This window comes from Clostridioides sp. ES-S-0005-03 (assembly GCF_020658455.1).
In the GTDB taxonomy this organism is placed as follows: Bacteria; Bacillota; Clostridia; order Peptostreptococcales; family Peptostreptococcaceae; genus Clostridioides.
In genome coordinates this window covers 213627-232450 of sequence record NZ_JACVWI010000002.1, presented here as the reverse complement: position 1 = coordinate 232450, position 18824 = coordinate 213627, and the positions used below count along the sequence as shown (strand labels likewise).

Genomic DNA, 18824 nt, shown 5'->3' with positions numbered 1-18824 from the left:
GAGGGATAATTATGGAACTTAAAAGTTTTAAGGATATATTATTTAAAAAAGCTCTAAGTGAAGGATTTGAAGAGTGTGAAGTGTATTATTCCACAGGGGAAAATTTAAGTATAAATATATATGAAGGAGAAGTTGAGAAATACAATCTTGATAAGTCTTTTGGTTTATCTTTTAGAGGTAAGGTAAATGGAAAGGTAGGTTATTCTTATACAGAAATTTTAGATGATAAAGCTGTTGATATGTTGATAAAAAATGTAAAAGATGGGGTAAGAGCTATCGAAAATGAAGATGTACAATTTATATATGAAGGCGATAAGCACTATAATGATGTAAAGACTTATTCTAAAGAGTTAGAAAATTTAGAAGCAGATAAGTTGATTGATTTAGCTCTAGAAATGGAAAGAGAGACTAAAGCTTATTCAGATAAGGTAGTAAATTTATCTAGATGCACTATATCTTATTCTGTATCAAGTAATGGTATACATAATACTAAAGGTCTTGATTTAAGTAATAAAACTAATATGCTTATAGGGTTTGTAGTTCCTATCATAGAAGACAATGGACAAAAGTATGATGGAGTGGGATATAATATAGCAAATTCTATTGAAGAAATAAAGCCTTGTGAGATAGCAAAGCTTGGAGTTGAAAATGCTTTATCTAAAATAGGTGGAAAGAGTATACCATCAGGCAAATATAAAACTATATTGTTTAATGAAGCAATGGTATCTTTACTTAGTACATTTTCTGGAATATTTAATGCTGATTCAGCCCAAAAAGGATTATCTTTGTTGAAAGATAGAGAGGGAGATATGATAGCATCTCCTATAGTTACAATAGTTGATGACCCACTTTTAGAAAATGGTATGGCATCTACTCCTTTCGATGATGAGGGAGTAGCTACATTTAAAAAAGAAGTTGTTTCAAATGGAAAGCTTATAACTTTACTTCATAACTTAAAGACAGCCAATAAGGCAAATATAAAGACTACAGGAAATGGAATAAAATCTTCATATTCATCACCTATAAGCATATATCCCACTAATTTTTATATAGAGAAAGGAGAAAAATCTCTAGATGAAATTATGAAGGATATAGGTGAAGGATTGATGGTTACTAGTTTTGCAGGTCTTCATTCAGGGGCAAATTCAGTAACAGGAGATTTTTCTTTAGCAGCTAAAGGTTTTTATATTAAAGATGGTAAAAAAGCATTTCCAGTAGAGCAAATTACATTAGCTGGTAATTACTTCGATTTATTAAAAGATATTGAAGTTATAGGAGACGATTTAGAATTTCCAATGAGTAGTATAGGTTCACCTTCAGTTGTTATTAAAGAGTTATCAGTAGCAGGAAAAGATGAATAGATACAGAAAATAATTGCACAAATATAAAGGTAAATATAAATCCATGTTAATTTTTATTAGCATGGATTTTTTATTAATTTAAGTTATTTATTAAACCCTAACTATCCTAATAAAGTTATATGTCAAAGCTTTGATGAATACAATTAATATCATATGCTAATTTTAAAGGAGGATGTATTATGAGTGATGCACATTACGATATGCACAAGAGAAAGGGCTACTCAAGTGATGAACCATACTCAGAAATAAAAGTTTTAGGACACAATAAATACTATGTAGAATTATTGATGGATGATTATGCTGGAGTATCAAGTGAATTTACTAGTGTAAATTAATATATATACCACAAATTTGATTTAGATGAAAAGGTCCATGTAGGTTTGTTTAAAAAAGCAATAGAAAAGTATTGCAGATAAACTCGAAAGTTTATTTATTCATCATTTTATTCATATATATAAAATGACTATCATACATTTTCTTGAAGGGAGTTGCTATTGATATGTATTATGTATATGTAAATGATATAAATATAGCAGTTTATGATTTAAATCCGAGTGCTAAAAAAACAGTACTTTTTATACATGGCTGGCCATTAGGACATAAGATATTTGAATATCAAACAAATATATTACCAAAACTCGGATATAGAACCGTTTCAATTGATTTAAGAGGGTTTGGTAAGTCTGCTGCAACATCAGGAGGGTATAATTATAGTCAATTAGCAGATGATATTTATAAGGTGGTACATGCCATTGGATTAAGAGATTTTACCCTTGTTGGTTTTTCAATGGGAGGAGCAATTGTACTTAGATATATGAGTCTGTTTCATGGCTATGGAGTATCAAAATTAGCATTACTTGCTGCTGCTGCACCATCGTTTGTACAAAGACCTCCAGAGTTTCCATATGGTATGACACGTGAGGATGTTAATAAACTGATAGCTCAGGCATGTACTGATAGACCAGAAATGGTAAGTAATTTTGGAGAAAAAGTATTTGCATCGAATCCATCAGAAAGCTTTAGAAGGTGGTTTAACGACATTGGTTTTAGTGCATCAGGTATTGGAACTATTGGAACAGCTGTATCTTTAAGAGATGAAAAATTGTTTAATGATTTAAAATGTGTAAGAGTGCCTACTGGTATATTTCATGGGAAATTAGACCAAGTATGCCCATATGAATTTGCAGTTTTTATGAATGAAAAAATAGAGGATTCAACTTTATATACTTTTGAGTATAGCGGTCATGCAATATTCTATGATGAACTTAAACTATTTAATCAAGAATTCTTGCAGTTTTTAGAGGAATAGAAATATCTTATTAATAATTAAAAATATGGTGATATTATATAAAATGGTATAGATTAAATTCTATACCATTTTATTTTTGAGTAGAAAATATTACCAAATAGTATAAAATATGATTTTTAAGATTTAAAATTTTTTTAAAAAGTGCTACAATAGACCAAATTATTAGTTTCTATATTAACTAAACAGGAGGTGATGGTATGAAAAAACATAATATTTTATTTGTATCAACTGATGACAAAATAAATATAGATATCTCAAAACAATTAGAAAATATATTTGGAGAATTTTGTAATATAGATAATTTAGTCTATATGGATAGCATAAATATTGAACTATTAAAGTATGAACTTATAGTGTGTTCAGATAATGAGATAAAAGAGCATATACACAATAATATCGATAAAAATATACCTATTGTAATAGTACATCGTACAATAAATATTGAAAATATAAACCAGATAATAAGTATAGAAAATGATTCTGAAGTTATGGTTATAGATGATTATAAAGAGTCAGCAGATGAAACAGCCAAGATAATTAGAAAATTAGGATTAATTCATATTAATTTAATACCATATTATCCAGGATGTGATAAGTCTAAATGTGAGATTGGAATTATTACAGGAAGTAGAAATAGAGTACCACAGAACTTAAAGCAAATAATAGATATAGGTGCTAAAATAATAGATATAAATACAGTTATAGAAATCTTTACAAAACTTAATATATCTATAGATAAATTACATATTATCAAAGAAAAATATAATGAAGACACAGTAAGTGGATATAGATACTATACAACTATGAATAAAACTATGAAGAGTTTTTTGGAGATTATCGATGAAGGGATTGCTTCTATTGATAAATTAGGGAAGTTTATATATTGCAATAAAGTATTTTCTAATCTAGTTGGAGTAGACCAAAATCAGATTATATCTAATAATTTTATGGATTTATTTAGTGATAAAATTATCAAAAAAATATTTTTTCAAGAGGATGAAGTCAGTGATGAAGTAGTAAGCCTAAATAACAAAAAACTCATAATTAATAAAGTAAATGTGTATGAAAATAATGAGCGAATAAAAAGTATTATAAGCATTAAAGATATAAGTGCAATTCAGATGCTTGAGGATAAGATTCAAAATAAATTTCATACAAAGGGATTTGTATCAAAGTACACATTTGAGAATGTTGTAGGTGAGACTAAAATAATAAAAGAAAAAATTAATATCGCAAGAAAGATAGCATCTACAGATTTTTCTGTGTTGATACTTGGAGAAAATGGAACAGGAAAGGAAATATTTGCTCAGGCAATACATAATGAATCTCTAAGAAAAGACAAGCCATTTGTTGCAGTTAATCTATCTTCTTTGTCAGATACACTTATTGAAAGTGAGCTTTTTGGCTATGAAGAAGGAAGTTTCACAGGTGCGATAAAAGGCGGAAAAATAGGGATATTTGAAAGAGCGCATACAGGAACAATTTTTTTAGATGAGATAGGTGATATATCTCTAGAGGTACAGCAAAGATTGTTGAGAGTTTTACAAGAAAAAGAAGTTATGAGAATGGGTGGAAGTAAAATTATACCAGTAGATGTTAGGATTATAGCTGCTACAAATAAGGATTTAAAGAAAAAAATTAAAGAAGGTTCTTTTAGGGAAGATTTGTATTATAGGATTAATGTATTACATATAGAAATACCAAGGCTTAGAGAGCGTAAAGAAGATATACCTCTTATAAGTAAGTATTTTTTGGATGAAATAAATAGTAATAAATGTTTTACAGAAAAATCAATGCAAGTATTAAAATTGTATGAGTGGCCAGGTAATGTAAGGGAGCTTAAGAATTTGATTTATTATATTGACACTATAGTGGAGGAAGATAGAGTAGACTATGAGCATTTGCCGGAACAATTTAAATTTGAAAATAACAATACTTTAGTTAATGAAAACTTTGATTCAATTATATTGGATTTCAAACAATCAAATTTCTTTAATGAAAGTATTTGTATATTGATGAGTATAGAAACTTGGAATAATAAAAATATATCATTAGGAAGAAATAAATTACAAGAAATCTTAAAAGAAAAAAGTATGACATTAAGTGTAGACCAAATTAGAAAAAGAATAGATAAATTAAAAAATCATGGATTGCTGTCATCTGGAGTAAAAAAACAAGGGAGTTTTATAACTGATGAAGGAAAGAATTTTATATCATATATAAAATTTAAGGGGGAAATATAGGGGTATATAAATGTAAAATCCCCTAAAAACTCCCTATAATAATCTTAAATAATTAAAATTATTTTAAATATTGAGATAATTTTAAAAATATTAAATTAAAAATAAAAAATATTATTTCTAATAAACAGTAGTAAATCATCACTTTACTACTGTTTTTATTTTTGAAAGATTTAGTATGCAATTAAAATTTATATTTTGGCATATCAATTGCTACATAGTGAAAATATAAAAAACTGTAGAATTTGGAGGATATTGTTATGAAGTCAGCTTATAAAGGCTATGAAGCTTATAGTTATTTAGAAAAGGGAAAAGATATCTCATCTATTGAGATGTGTAAAGGAGATAAGAGAGTAAAAGAATACCTTATCGAGTTAGATGATATTCAAGAAGCTAAGGTTAAAAATATAGTGGATGACAAAATATTTATATCACTACATGAACATCCAGTTTTATTTCCAGAACACTTAGAAAGAGATATATTTGAATACAATAGAGAGGGTAAACAAAGATGTGCTTATGAAGCATTATCAAGAGGATATTACGATGCTATATTTGATAATTTAATGGATGGTGTATGTACAATAACATCAAGCTCAGGATGGAAGTGGGATGATATATTAATAGATTTAGGTATGAGATTATGTGACTTAGCACACCAAGATTTTGTTATAAAGTGTGAAAAAGTAGAAGATATATACAGAGCAAAAAAAGAAGGAAAAGTGGCCTTGATACCTACTTTAGAAGGAGCTGCACCAATAGAAAATGAACTTGATAGAATAGATATTTTGTATGGATTTGGCATAAGGTTAATGGGTATAACATATAGTGAATCTAATGCATTGGGTTCAGGATTGAAAGAAGAAAAAGATGGTGGACTTACGAATTTTGGTAGAAAAGCTGTTGAAAGAATGAATAAGATTGGAATGGCAATAGATTGCTCTCATGTTGGAGTTCAAACGACACTTGATGTTATAGAACACAGTAAGGACCCAATAATATTGAGTCATGTTGGGGCAAGAAGTCTGTGGAACACAAAGAGATTAACGCCAGATGAAGTACTAATAGCATGTGCGAAAAAGGGTGGGGTTATAGGTGTAGAAGCAGCACCACATACTACAATAACTGAAAAAAACAAAGAACATTCAATAGAGTCATTTATGGAACATTTTGAGTATATTAAAAATCTAGTAGGGGTAGACCATGTGGCTTTTGGACCAGATACAGTATACGGTGACCATGTTAAATTACATTCAGTGTTAGCTGCTAAATTTGATATTAAAAAAATAACTGGGACAAAGGAGCATCCTAAAGTAGAGTATGTAAAAGGTCTTGAAAATCCAACTGAAACTTCAAAAAATATTGTCAGATATTTAGTAAAACATGGATATAGTGATGAGGAAATAGAAAAGGTGTTGGGTGGAAACATACTTAGAGTATTGAATAAGGTTTGGAAATAAGGCTTAAATGTTTTAATAAAATTTGAGGATTTATAGGGAGGTTTTTTGCAATGGATTATTTAAAATTAGCCAATCATCCACTTTTGTGGATAGCAAGTACAGTAGCTGTATCAATAGTAGTAGTACAATCTCTTGTATTTGCTATAAAATCTTGTAAAGTTGGGAAGACGATGGGAATAACTGATAAGCAAATAAAATCAGCTATTAAGAGTAGTGCTATTTCAGCTATAGGCCCATCAATGACTATATTTGCTGGGATGGTTTCACTTATAGTAACTATGGGTGGACCTATAGCATGGATGAGATTATCATTTATAGGTTCTGTAATTTTTGAATCTATGTCAGCTGGGTTTGGAACAGATGCTTTAGGGATAACTTTAGGTTCTCCTGAGATGACAAAAGTAGCATTTACAAATGCAGTTTGGACTATGATATTAGGTTCTTTAGGGTGGATAATATTTACATTATTGTTTGGGCATAAGTTAGATAAAATAACGAATGTTATTTCTAGTGGTAAGAAATCCTTTATACCAATAATATCTGTAGGAGCAATGTTAGGTTCATTTGCATACCTAAATGCTGATAGAGTGTTGCGTTTTGACAATGGAACAATTGCATGTATAAGTGGAATGATAATAATGGTAATACTTTGTATGATTGAAAAAAAGAAAAATATAAAATGGCTGAGAGAGTGGGGTCTTACAATATCAATGTTTAGTGGGATGATAATAGGTTCAATAATATAAGGGGGGAGTTTTATGAGTAAAGTAAAATCTATATACAATGAAGAGTACTTACCTTTTATGATAAGGTATGGTAGATTGACATTATCTTTAGGTATTATAGCAGCATTAGTTCCTGGAATAATTTTAAGTTTTGGATTTGGTCTTATGCCTCCAATATCAGCATTATTAGCAAGTACAATGGCAATAGTTAGTATGAGCGCACCAAACTACATAATAGAGCCAGTTTCTTATTCACCAATTTTAGGGATACCAGGAACTTATATGAGTTTTCTTTCTGGAAATATATCTAATATGAGACTGCCATGTTCAATAGCAGCTCAAAAAGCAGCAGAAGTTGAATCTGGAACAGAAGAAGGTTCAATAATATCTACTATAGGAATAGCTGTATCTATTCTAGTAAATATAAGTATTTTGACTTTTGGAGTAATTTTAGGAGGAAGTGTGTTGTCTAAAATACCACCTGAAGTAGTAGAAAAATTGAATTTAATCTTACCAGCTCTATTTGGGTCAGTGTTTGGACAAGTTTTTTTACAAGATAAAAAACTAGGATTAGTAGCAATTGTAATAGCTGTATTGACTATTATATTATCAAAGCAAGGTATAATACCACAATCTTTAGTAGTTCTTATATGTGTATTTGGTACTATATTGATTGCAAGAGTTATGCATAAAGATAAACTTAGAGACTAGTAAAAAAGGATAAACTTAGAGGCTAGTAAAATTAAAGAAGTAAAAAGTTTAAAATATAAAGAATTATAGTAAAGGCTACTGCAATAAAATTATATTTTAAGAGGTGAATAATGTGGCATATGATTTAGTTTTAAAAAATGGATTTATAGTAGATGGTACTGGAGAAAATGGTTTTTATGGAGATATAGCTATAAAAAATAATTTAATAGTAAGAATAGATTCTGAGATAAATGATGATACAAATAAAATGATAGATTGTCATAAAAAAGTTGTAACACCTGGATTTATTGACCCTCATGTTCATGAAGAAATAGTAGCAATACTAGATGGTAAATTTGAAAAATTCCTAAAACAAGGTGTTACAACAACTATAAATGGTAATTGTGGTCACTCTATAACACCATATTCTTCTGAAAATATATATGAATATATGTATAAAAATGGTCTATTACTTGAAGAAGAAAAAAAGTATCTTATAGATAAAAATAAGCATTGGGATAGTTTTATAGAATATTGTGACCTTATATCTAAGAGTGGAATAGCTATTAATATGGGATTTTTATTGGGTCATGGGACTATAAGATGGAGTGTTATGGGAGGGTCTAAAGATAGACCTCCTACAAAAAAAGAAAAAAATGAAATTACAGATATAATAAATGATGGCATGAAAAGTGGTGCTTTTGGAATATCTACTGGATTGGCATATATACCAAGTAAGTATGCTGATATTGATGAACTTGTTGATATTGCAAAGTTAATTAAGGAACATGATGGTATATATACATCCCATATTAGAGATTACATAGGAAGATATAATGCAGTAAAAGAAACTATAGAGGTAGGTCAAAAAAGTGGTGCTAGAGTTCAAGTATCACATTTAAGTCCAGTTGAAATAGAAGCCTTTGATGAGATATTAAAAGCTAGATACAATGGTGTTGATATAATGGTTGATACAGTACCAAGAAGTTCTGGTCATTGTATGAAGAAAAAAAGAGTACTTCAATTTATTATGGCAATATCATCTAGTTTGTTTGAATTAGGTATGGATGGAGTTATGGATGCTCTTAGTAATGAAGAAGGAAGAGCTTTGATATTAAAAGAGGCATTTATACTTGGAGATAGAGGAAGTATAATACTTCTAAATACCAATGATATTGATATGGAAAAGAAATCAATACGTGAAATAGCTATGCAAAAAGGTATAGATGAAAATAAGCTATTACTAGATTTACTTTTATATGGAGATGAAGAACTTATATTTTGCCTAGGAGGAATGTACAGGGGAGATTTTCCTGATAAATTACATGATAAAAAGATAATAAATAATCCATTTGTTATGGTTGGTTCAGATTGTTTGTTTAGTGTAGGTGGAGATATGTCATGGTTTGAGCTTCAAAGAAGAGGGGCATTTCCAATTTTCTTTGATATGTATAAAAAATCAGGTGTAAGATTGGAAGAAGTAGTAAGAAGGGTAACTTCATTACCAGCTAACCAGTTTAAAATAAAGGATAGGGGTATACTTAAAGAGGGTAAAATAGCTGATATAGCAGTTATTGATATGGAAAACTACAGCTATCCTAGGTCTGAAGAGATTGACTTCTCAAATCCACAGTTATTAGCCAAAGGTGTTGAATATGTAATTGTAAATGGAAAAATTGCATTAGAAGAAGGTAAAGTTACTAAAAATTCATGTGGTGAAGTATTAAAAAGATAGATTATTAAAAAGAGAAAGTATTAAAAAATAATAGAAATTTAGAAATTAAATAAATAGCTAGTAAGAAAAAACGAAGTTTGAATATTATTTAAATAAAAATCACTCTTCGTTTTTTTTCGTAATAGTAATAGATATTAATTTATAGCAATAATAAAAAGCATGAGTAATAAGAAATGTACAAAAAATAATTTACTTTTATAATAAAAAATTAAGATTTTTATTTATTGAAATATGTAGAAAAATTGGGAAAATAAATGGTTATAATTTTGAAAAATAAATTTTTTGTAAGTATGTAAAGATAAACTTTTTATAAAAAAATGTTAAAAAAATATCTAATAGAAGAGAATTTAAATATCAGAGAATGAGAAAATAATAAAAAATAATTATTTTTTATATATATATTAAAATAATATTGTATTATAAAATATATATACTATGTCTGATTTAATTAAATAAACAATAAAATATTTATATTTATCCAATAATTAAAATTTTTATGATTATTATATATATCTTTATTTATTATATTTACTGAAATAGTGTTATATGGCTAAAATAAGAAGTTGTATATATTTTATAGAAATAAATATTAAACTGAATTTCGATAATAAAATAACAAAAATTTGAAAATTAAAGTATTTTAATACTGATTTTATTCTACAAATTGATTATTATTTTTACTTTAATAATTCTAAATAAAACTAAAATTAAATTGTCAGAATAATCTTGACAGTATAAAATCGTGACTGTATAATACAATTAAAAATCGGATTAATTACCTAGCTTACAAAAAATAAAAATGATGCTAAAAGCAAACGTTTTATTTTTTTAGTAACTAATCCTCCGCCACTCCTTAAATTAGAGCTTTTCTAATTTCAAAATGTATTACTAAAACTTCATAATGTAACTGTGCAATATTTATTAGGCTCTAACTTTTAAGGTTACTAATAATTTATTACATAGCTCCATACATTTGGCGGCAATGGCGGGAGCGATAAGGGGTAAGATATGGAAAATTACAAGTATGGATTTAATGACAAGCCAAAGCTTCTAACAGCAATACCGCTTAGTATGCAACATGTTTTTTCTGCTTTTGCAGGTACTATGTCAGGTGCTATTTTAGTAGCTGTGGGCATGGGTCTCTCACTAAGTGAGACTGCATTTTTGATTCAATGTTCGATGTTGATTGCAGGAGTGAGCACCATACTGCAATCTATGGGAATTGGACCAATAGGGTCACGGTTGCCAATTGTTACTGGTGGAAGTTTCACCTTTGTAGCACCATTAATTGCCTTAAGTACAAATAATGATGTTGGTATTGCTGGAGCTTTTGGAGCAGTACTTGTAGGAAGTCTAGTTTTAACTTTAGTAGGACCTCTTGCAGTAAAATATTTACATAAATATTTTACACCTACTGTTACAGGAAGTGTTGTTTTGGCAGTAGGGTTATCACTTATGAGTTCTTCATTTGACTACGCAGTATCTTTTGATGCTCATGGACCTAATGTAGTTGCTAATTTTTCTTTAGCTATATTCACATTATTATTAACACTCATTTTAAATCAATTTGGAAAAGGTTTTCTAAAAGTAGCATCCATAATAATTTCAATAGTAATAGGGTATGTAGTAGCAATAATATTTGGTATGGTTGACTTTTCTAGTATGGCACAAGCAAATTGGTTTGCAATGCCAAAACCTATATACTGGGGATTGGAGTTCAACTTGGGCGCTATTATAACCATATGTACAATTCATATTGTTACAGTTATGGAAATAATAGGAGATACGACAGGTGTTGTCAGTTCTGTTGAAAACCGTCTACCTACACAAAAAGAATTGATGAGAGCTGTGAGAGCAGATGGAGTTGGAAGTTGTTTTGCAGCCTTGTTTAATGGGCTTCCAGTTATATCAGGTAGTCCAAACATAGGAATAATTTGTATGACAGGAGTTGCAAGTAGGTACATAGTAGCACTTGGAGGAGTAATGTTAGGCGTATTAGCATTTTTCCCAAAGTTTGCCCAGATATTAGCTTTAACACCAGACCCAGTTATTGGAGGAACATTAGTTATGATGTTTGGAACAATTGCATCATCAGGTATTAAGGTTATTGGAATGGGAAAGATGACAAATCGTAATATAACAATTTTAGCAGTCTCATTGGGCATTGGTATGGGTGGTTATTTTAATCAAGCTGCATTAGCATTTTTACCAAGCATTGTAGTCACTTTAATGACTGGTATATCTGGAACAGCTTTATTATCTTTAATACTAAATATTGTATTGCCTAAGGAAAAAGAAGATGTAGTGGAAAGTAAAGTAAGTTGTAAAGCTTAGAGAATGTAATTCTAAAGGATATCCAAGAAGGAGCGCCTTGCTTCTATTTTTTTTACCAAAAATAGAATTGAACTTTGAAGGAAACCTAATAGCTTGCATTTGAGCAGAATATAATCTGAAAGGATATCCAAGAAGGAGCGCCTTGCTTCTATTTTTTTTACCCAAAAACCTTAAAAAACTAAATAATCAAAAGATATGATACTCATTTTAATAAAAGTATAATCTGAAAGGATATCCAGGAGGAGCGCCTTGCCCCTCCTTTTTTAACAGTAATTATGGATTTTACTTGTCAAAGGAGAGTAAATAACTTGGATAAATTAATCAAAGATTAAATTTCATAGAAAATATTAAAATTTAAATTATGTGGGGAGAAGGTGGAGATTATAGATGTTATTGAACTTGATATAAATGGCAGATTGAGAAAGGTGAGTATAAAAAAAAGCTGGACTTTACTTTATGTTTTAAGAGAAGTGTTTAATTTAACTGGAAGTAAGTGTGGATGTAGTACTGGTGATTGTGGAGCTTGTAAAATAATTTTAGATGGAGAAGCAGTTAATTCATGTCTGATTCTAGCAAGAAACGCAGTTGGGAAAAAGATATTGACAATTGAAGGGTTGTCAGATGGAATCAATATACATCCAATTCAACAAGCATTTATTGATTGTGGAGCTGTTCAATGTGGATATTGCACTCCAGGGATGATAATGTCGGCAAAAGCCTTACTAGACAAAAATCCAAATCCTTCTGAGGAAGATGTTAGAAAGTCTATAGATAACAATCTTTGCAGATGTACAGGATATGTAAAAATTGTTGAGGCTATACTTTTATCAGCAAAAAGGATGGGGGGTATAACCTGTGAGTAATAAATTTAAAATTATTGGTGAGAGAGTCCCAATAAGAGATGCTGTACTTAAAGCTACTGGCCAACTTAAATATACTGCGGATATGAAAATTCCAAATATGCTTTATGCTAAGGTTTTATTCAGCCCTATAGCGCATGCAAAAATTAAAAAAATAGACACATCAAAAGCTGAAAAATTAGAAGGTGTAAAAGCCATAGCCACTTATAAAAACTCACCTCAAAAAGCCTTTAATAGTGCCATGAGATTTTATGAACATGAGTTGCCAGAGGTTGAACATATCTTTGATGATACTGTTCGTTTTGTTGGTGATAAAGTTGCAGCTGTTGCAGCTGAAGATTTACAAACTGCTGAAAAAGCATTGAAGCTTATTGAGGTTGAATACGAAGAATTACCATCAGTATTTAATCCAGAAGAAGCAATACAAGAGGGTGCATATCCAATCCATAAAGGTGGAAACAAGCTTGCAGTAAGTGTACAACAGTGTGGAAATATTGAAGAAGCTATGAAAAAAGCTGATTATATTTTTGAAGATAAGTATACACTTCCAGCTATACATCATGGTGCAATAGAAACTCATGTGGCTATTGCAGATTATGATTACAGTGGAAAACTTACTGTTTATAGTCCTAATCAAAATACTTTTGGCTTTAGGATAATCTTATCTAAGTTATTTGAAGTACCAATGAATAAAGTTAGACTAGTAAGTCCAGCTATTGGAGGAGCTTTTGGAGGTAAATTAGAGATTACAATTGAGCCAATTGTAGCATTATTAGCAAAACTATCAGGTAGGCCAGTTAAACTAGAACTTAACAGGAGAGAAACTATTGCTTCAACAAGAACTAGACATGGTGCAGTTGTATATCTAAAAACAGGTGTTATGAAAGATGGTCGAATTGTAGCACAAGATATGAAAGTTCTAACAAATACAGGAGCATATGCATCAAGTGCTTTAAATGTAATTGGAGCAATGAGTCATAAAGTATTTAAAGCATATAAGATTGAAAATATGAGATATACAGGAATACCAGTGTATACAAACACACCAATTGCAGGAGCAATGAGAGGATATGGTTCTCCACAAGCTTTTTTTGCACAACAATCCCAACTAAATAAAATTGCAAAAAAACTAAATATGGATATTTTAGATTTACAGCTTAAGAACTTAGTTGAACCAGATGGAATAGACCAACGATTTAAAAGTCCTCATGGTAATCCAAGACCAATAGACTGTATAAAAAAAGGTGCTGAAATGTTTGACTGGAAGAAACAAATAAGACAGCAAAATGAATCAAATGGTAGGTTTTTAATTGGTGTAGGTATGGCAGTTGGTTCACATGGAAATGGATGCTTTGGGGCACATAGAGATATAACAGCTTTAATGTTGAAAATGAATGAAGATGGTTCAGCTGTATTATATACAGGTACTCATGATATGGGAAATGCATCTGTAAGTGTGCAGGTACAAATTATATCTGAAGTACTTGGAATAAGCCAGGAAAAAATAGAATGTATACAGGCAGATACAGAAGCATCACCATGGAATTTAGGAGATTACGCAAGTAGAGGAGTTTTTGTATCCGGAAATGCAGCTTTAAAAGTAGCAAACTCAGTAAAAAAAGAACTTTTAAAAGAAGCATCCCAACTCTTAAAAGAGGATGAAGAATATATAGAATTTAAGGACGATAGAGTTTATTCTATCAAAAATAACAACAAACAAGCCACTTTATGCGATGTCATGATACATGCTCAAAGGGTAAGTTTAAGAGAGATTATAGGAGCTGAAACTTTTGCATCTCAAACTGGAGCGAGTTCATATGGTGTACATTTTGCTAAAGTTGAGGTTGATACTAAACTGGCAAGTGTAAGAGTTTTAGAATATGTTGCAGTACATGATGTGGGTAAAGCTTTGAACCCAATGTCTGTAGAAGGTCAGATTGAAGGAGCAATTCAAATGGGAATAGGATATGCGTTAACTGAAGCGCTTGAGTTTGATAATAGAGGAAGAATAAAAGCTAATTCATTTCGCTCGTATCATATGATAAAGGCTAGTGAAATGCCACAAATAAAAGTTGGAATGATAGAATGTGGAGAACCTGGAGGTCCATTTGGAGCTAAGAGTATAGGTGAATGTTCTGTTGTACCATCAGCACCAGCAGTAGCAAATGCAGTAGCAAATGCGTTAAACTGTGATTTTTATAGTTTGCCATTAAAGAAAAATATTTTAATGGATAATATAAATATTTAATGTTGTTTTATACAAAAGAAATTAGTTATACAAAGTAAAAAGATATTTATTTAAAATACTTTAGATATTGAAATGTAAGACATTTTTCTAAATATAAGTTTGAATTATAAGAATGTAGAGGATGTGATGGATTGTGAATTTAAGATTTAAAGATAAGGTTGTTGTGATAACAGGAGGAGGGCAAGGATTAGGAGCAGGATTTGCTTTAGATTTTGCTATTGAAGGAGCAACAGTAGTCTTAATTGGTAGAACTAAAAGTAAATTGGATAATGTTGCAGAAAGAATCATTAAATCTGGTGGTAAAGCCTTTGTTTCAGTTTGTGATGTAAGCAAACCAGAAGAAGTAGAAGTTTGTTTTAGTGAAGTAATAGATAAATTTGAGCGTGTAGATGTATTGATTAATAATGTAGCTCTCCATAAATCAGCTCCAGTAGTTGATACTACAATTGAAGATTGGGATGTTCAGATAAAGACTAATTTAAGTGGAACTTTTTATTGTACTAAGGCTGTTCTTAGAACAATGATTGATAAAAAGTATGGAAAAATAATAAATATTAGTTCTACAGCAGCAAAACATTTTTTTCCGGGTTTTGGGGCATATGCTGCTTCTAAAGGTGGGATGGTAAGTTTTACTCAAACTTTATCAGAAGAAGTAAAAGAGTATGGAATCAATGTAAATGCAATATATTTAGGTATGACTAATACTGAATATACAAGAAAAAGATTTGACTATGATGATGCAGTTACGATACCACTTGAAGAAATGTTGCAAGTGGAAGAAGTATCAAAAGTTGTAACTTTCTTAGCATCTGATGAAGCAAGTCCAATAATGGGAGCTGCAATTGATGTATGTGGGAAGAAGGCATAAATAAAATATATATTGAGAGGTATAAAGATGATAAGTTTAAACAAGAAAGCTATGGTGGTAGTAAGAGAGATACTGGAAGATGCAGAAGCATTAGGGTGTGAAGTTGTTAAGATGGATTGTGGAGCAACTATAATTGATATGGGATTAAATTGTAGTGGAAGCTGGAAAGCAGGTGTTTTATTTACTAGGGCTTCTATAGGCGACCTAGGAACAGTATCATTAGGAGATTTTAAATTAAATGATGAATATTCTTTCTCAGCAGTTGAAGTATTTATAGATAAACCATTGATTGCATGTATGGGTTCACAGATTGCTGGATGGAAACTTGGAGAAGGTGAATTTGCAACTATTGGGTCAGGACCAGCAAGAGCTTTAGCAAGAGTTAAATCAGACTGGTATTTTGAAATGACTCCATATAAAGACACTTATCATGAGGCAGTCCTATGTATCCAAGATATAAAATATCCTAATGATGAAACGGTCTTAGAGGTTGCAAATGCCTGTAAAGTAAAACCAGAAGACACATATATATTAATTTCACCAAGTACATGTATTGTAGCATCAATGCAAGTGTCAGCAAGAATTATTGAGCAAGTATGCCATAAGATGTTTGAAAAAAACTTTGATGCAGGTCAAATTGTACTTGCTAGAGGAAAAGCACCAATCGCACCTGTATTAAAAGATGAACTTAAGACTATGGGAAGAATAAATGATGCATTGATTTATGGTAGTGAAACTGAGTTTTGGGTGGATTCGACTGATACTGCTATTGCAAAAACTATACACCAGTTGGCAGGGAAAACTTCGTCTCCAAATTATGGAGAGTTGTTTGAAGATGTATTTGAGAAGGCAGGAAGAGACTTTTTCTATGTAGACCATGATGTACACTCAATAGGCAAAATACAGATACATAATATAAATACTGGGAAATCATTTTCGGCAGGAGAAATAAATTACTCAGTACTTGAAAAAAGTTTCTTAAAATAAACAACTTAAAAATTTATTGATTCAGGGGGAGATAAGATGGCATTAGGTAAGTTAAGATTAGAAAAATTATACCGTGACATGGTTATGATTCGCAGATTTGAAGAAGTAATAGAAGTATATGCTGCCAATGGAACAATACCAGGATTTGTTCATTTAAGTATAGGGCAAGAAGCTTGTCAAGCAGGCATAGTTGATGCACTTAGAAAAACAGATTATAAATTTCCAGACCATAGAGGTCATGGAACTATAGCACTTTGTGGTACTGACCCAAAACTTGTAATGGCAGAAATTTTTGCTAAGTCTACAGGAATAAATGGTGGTAGAGGCGGTTCAATGCATATAAATGATATTGAATGTAGAAATATGGGGTTTAATGGAATACAGGGTTCAACTATGGTAACTTGTCTTGGTACAGCTTTTGCATCTGTGTATAAAGAAACAGATGATGTTACAGCAGTATTTCTAGGAGATGGAACTTTAGGAGAAGGAACTTGCCACGAAAGTCTTAATATGGCAGCAACATGGAAACTTCCTATAATATATTGCCTACTTAATAATCAATATGCTATATCTACACACTATACAGATTCACATCCTCAAAAAGAATTAAAAACTTGGGGCGAGGGGTATGAGATTCCAAGTTATAGGGTAGATGGAAATGATGTAGAAGCAGTAATTGAGATAGTGGAAATAGCAGCAGATAGGGCAAGAAAAGGTGAAGGACCAACTTTAATAGAATTTCTCACTTATCGCTGGCAAGGTCATTTTGCAGGAGACCCAGCAGCATATAGACCTGAAGAAGAAGTTAAGTATTGGAAAGATAGAGACCCAATCAAGTTAACTAGAAAGATACTTATTGAAAGAGAAGGTATGTCAGATGAATCACTTAAGCAAATAGAAGAAGAAATAGAGGCTGATGTTCAAGAAATGCTGAGATTCTCATTGGAGAGTCCATCACCAGATATTAAAGATGCAGTTACACACACATATGTTGATAGAGAGGTGGAGATAAGATAATGGGAAGAAAACTTTCATATGGAATGGCAATAAATGAAGCACTTCATCAAGCTATGGAAAATGATGATAGAGTTTTTATACTAGGTGAAGATGTAGCTAAAATGGGTGGAGATTTTGGGATTACTAAAGGAATAATGGCTAAGTGGCCAAATAGAATAAAAGATACAGCTTTATCAGAATCAGCTATATTGGGATTATCAAATGGTGCAGCACTTTGTGGACTAAGACCAGTTCCAGAGATAATGTTTGCAGATTTTTTGGGAGTTTGTTTTGACCAACTTGTAAATAATGCAGCAAAATTAAATTTTATGTTCCAAGGAAAAGCACATTGCCCAATTACTGTTCGTGCTGTACAGGGAGGTGGTATACGCTGTGCATATCATCATTCAGTTTGTGCAGAGTCATGGTTTATGAATACACCTGGGCTTGTAGTAGTTTCACCAACAACACCTTATGAAGCTAAAGGGATGTTGCTTTCAGCTATAAAAAACGATAATCCTGTATTATTTTTAGAACATAAAATGCTATACAATGTTAAAGGAGAAGTGCCAGTTGAGCCATATGAAATTCCTCTATATGAAGCTGAGATTGAAAAAACTGGAAGTGATATTACTATAGTAGCTACTCAAATGATGTTAGGGTTAGCACATAAAGCAGCAAGTCAACTTGAAAAAGAAGGGATTAGTGTAGAGATAATCGACCTTAGAACTGTATTTCCTTATGATAAAAAAACTATAGTAGAGTCAGTTGCGAAAACTAGTCGATTGGTTATTGCTCAAGAAGGTCCAAGAGTTGGAGGATGGGCAGCTGAAATATCTGCAATGATAAATGAAGATGTATTTGAGTATCTAAGTGCACCAATAAAAAGAGTTACATCAATTGATGCTCCAGTAGCATATGCACCAGTTTTAGAGGATTTTGTTTTACCAAAATTAGAAAATCTAATTAAGGCTTGTAAGGAAGTTATGCAATATTAGTCAGGGGAGGATA

At 30.8% G+C, this 18824-nt stretch carries 15 protein-coding genes; all 15 read left to right on the top strand.

Annotation, left to right across the window (positions count from 1 at the left end; genetic code table 11):
* Nucleotides 1-11: 11 nt before the first annotated feature.
* The 15 genes from IC218_RS10160 to IC218_RS10090 all read left to right on the top strand — a co-directional run bounded on the left by IC218_RS10160 (nucleotide 12) and on the right by IC218_RS10090 (nucleotide 18811).
* Entirely contained in the window at nucleotides 12-1361 is a 1350-nt protein-coding gene (locus IC218_RS10160) for a TldD/PmbA family protein (protein WP_227824346.1), read from the top strand.
* Nucleotides 1362-1540: 179 nt separating this feature from the next.
* Nucleotides 1541-1696: a hypothetical protein gene (locus tag IC218_RS10155; protein WP_227824345.1), complete on the top strand. Its 156-nt coding sequence runs from the start codon at nucleotides 1541-1543 to the stop codon at nucleotides 1694-1696.
* A 164-nt stretch (nucleotides 1697-1860) separates the two neighbouring features.
* Nucleotides 1861-2670, top strand: coding sequence for an alpha/beta fold hydrolase (locus IC218_RS10150; protein ID WP_227434340.1), 810 nt, complete (start codon nucleotides 1861-1863; stop codon nucleotides 2668-2670).
* A gap of 197 nt (nucleotides 2671-2867) precedes the next feature.
* Nucleotides 2868-4913: a sigma-54 interaction domain-containing protein gene (locus IC218_RS10145; protein ID WP_227434341.1), complete on the top strand. Its 2046-nt coding sequence runs from the start codon at nucleotides 2868-2870 to the stop codon at nucleotides 4911-4913.
* 257 nt (nucleotides 4914-5170) lie between these two features.
* Nucleotides 5171-6370, top strand: a complete 1200-nt coding sequence (locus IC218_RS10140; RefSeq protein WP_227824344.1) for a dipeptidase — start codon at nucleotides 5171-5173, stop codon at nucleotides 6368-6370.
* Nucleotides 6371-6420: 50 nt separating this feature from the next.
* Entirely contained in the window at nucleotides 6421-7116 is a 696-nt protein-coding gene (locus IC218_RS10135) for a DUF5058 family protein (protein WP_227434343.1), read from the top strand.
* A 12-nt stretch (nucleotides 7117-7128) separates the two neighbouring features.
* On the top strand, nucleotides 7129-7806 hold the full coding sequence (locus tag IC218_RS10130) for a hypothetical protein (RefSeq protein ID WP_227482053.1): 678 nt from the start codon (nucleotides 7129-7131) through the stop codon (nucleotides 7804-7806).
* A 112-nt stretch (nucleotides 7807-7918) separates the two neighbouring features.
* Nucleotides 7919-9520, top strand: a complete 1602-nt coding sequence (locus tag IC218_RS10125; protein WP_227824343.1) for an N-acyl-D-amino-acid deacylase family protein — start codon at nucleotides 7919-7921, stop codon at nucleotides 9518-9520.
* A 1008-nt stretch (nucleotides 9521-10528) separates the two neighbouring features.
* Nucleotides 10529-11854 carry a uracil-xanthine permease family protein gene (locus IC218_RS10120; protein ID WP_227434346.1) on the top strand — a complete coding sequence of 442 codons (1326 nt, stop codon included), beginning with the start codon at nucleotides 10529-10531 and terminating at the stop codon, nucleotides 11852-11854.
* 374 nt (nucleotides 11855-12228) lie between these two features.
* The gene (locus IC218_RS10115) at nucleotides 12229-12717 is read left to right on the top strand and encodes a (2Fe-2S)-binding protein (protein ID WP_413927142.1); all 489 of its coding nucleotides are present in this window, start codon (nucleotides 12229-12231) and stop codon (nucleotides 12715-12717) included.
* Nucleotides 12710-14962: a molybdopterin cofactor-binding domain-containing protein gene (locus IC218_RS10110; protein WP_227824342.1), complete on the top strand. Its 2253-nt coding sequence runs from the start codon at nucleotides 12710-12712 to the stop codon at nucleotides 14960-14962. Before IC218_RS10115 ends, IC218_RS10110 begins: the two co-directional genes overlap by 8 nt.
* A gap of 133 nt (nucleotides 14963-15095) precedes the next feature.
* Complete coding sequence (locus IC218_RS10105) at nucleotides 15096-15830, top strand: SDR family NAD(P)-dependent oxidoreductase (RefSeq protein ID WP_227824341.1); 735 nt, start codon at nucleotides 15096-15098, stop codon at nucleotides 15828-15830.
* A 27-nt stretch (nucleotides 15831-15857) separates the two neighbouring features.
* Nucleotides 15858-16817, top strand: a complete 960-nt coding sequence (gene mch / locus IC218_RS10100) for a methenyltetrahydromethanopterin cyclohydrolase (protein WP_227434349.1) — start codon at nucleotides 15858-15860, stop codon at nucleotides 16815-16817.
* A gap of 36 nt (nucleotides 16818-16853) precedes the next feature.
* The gene (locus IC218_RS10095; protein ID WP_227482058.1) at nucleotides 16854-17834 is read left to right on the top strand and encodes a thiamine pyrophosphate-dependent dehydrogenase E1 component subunit alpha; all 981 of its coding nucleotides are present in this window, start codon (nucleotides 16854-16856) and stop codon (nucleotides 17832-17834) included.
* Nucleotides 17834-18811, top strand: coding sequence for an alpha-ketoacid dehydrogenase subunit beta (locus IC218_RS10090; RefSeq protein WP_227434351.1), 978 nt, complete (start codon nucleotides 17834-17836; stop codon nucleotides 18809-18811). Before IC218_RS10095 ends, IC218_RS10090 begins: the two co-directional genes overlap by 1 nt.
* Nucleotides 18812-18824: the final 13 nt, after the last annotated feature.

Coding starts and splice junctions, on each gene's coding strand:
- IC218_RS10140 (WP_227824344.1), top strand. CDS start 5,171: ATGAAGTCAGCTTATAAAGGCTATGAAGCTTATAGTTATTTAGAAAAG.
- IC218_RS10160 (WP_227824346.1), top strand. CDS start 12: ATGGAACTTAAAAGTTTTAAGGATATATTATTTAAAAAAGCTCTAAGT.
- mch (WP_227434349.1), top strand. CDS start 15,858: ATGATAAGTTTAAACAAGAAAGCTATGGTGGTAGTAAGAGAGATACTG.
- IC218_RS10150 (WP_227434340.1), top strand. CDS start 1,861: ATGTATTATGTATATGTAAATGATATAAATATAGCAGTTTATGATTTA.
- IC218_RS10095 (WP_227482058.1), top strand. CDS start 16,854: ATGGCATTAGGTAAGTTAAGATTAGAAAAATTATACCGTGACATGGTT.
- IC218_RS10145 (WP_227434341.1), top strand. CDS start 2,868: ATGAAAAAACATAATATTTTATTTGTATCAACTGATGACAAAATAAAT.
- IC218_RS10130 (WP_227482053.1), top strand. CDS start 7,129: ATGAGTAAAGTAAAATCTATATACAATGAAGAGTACTTACCTTTTATG.
- IC218_RS10120 (WP_227434346.1), top strand. CDS start 10,529: ATGGAAAATTACAAGTATGGATTTAATGACAAGCCAAAGCTTCTAACA.
- IC218_RS10090 (WP_227434351.1), top strand. CDS start 17,834: ATGGGAAGAAAACTTTCATATGGAATGGCAATAAATGAAGCACTTCAT.
- IC218_RS10155 (WP_227824345.1), top strand. CDS start 1,541: ATGAGTGATGCACATTACGATATGCACAAGAGAAAGGGCTACTCAAGT.
- IC218_RS10135 (WP_227434343.1), top strand. CDS start 6,421: ATGGATTATTTAAAATTAGCCAATCATCCACTTTTGTGGATAGCAAGT.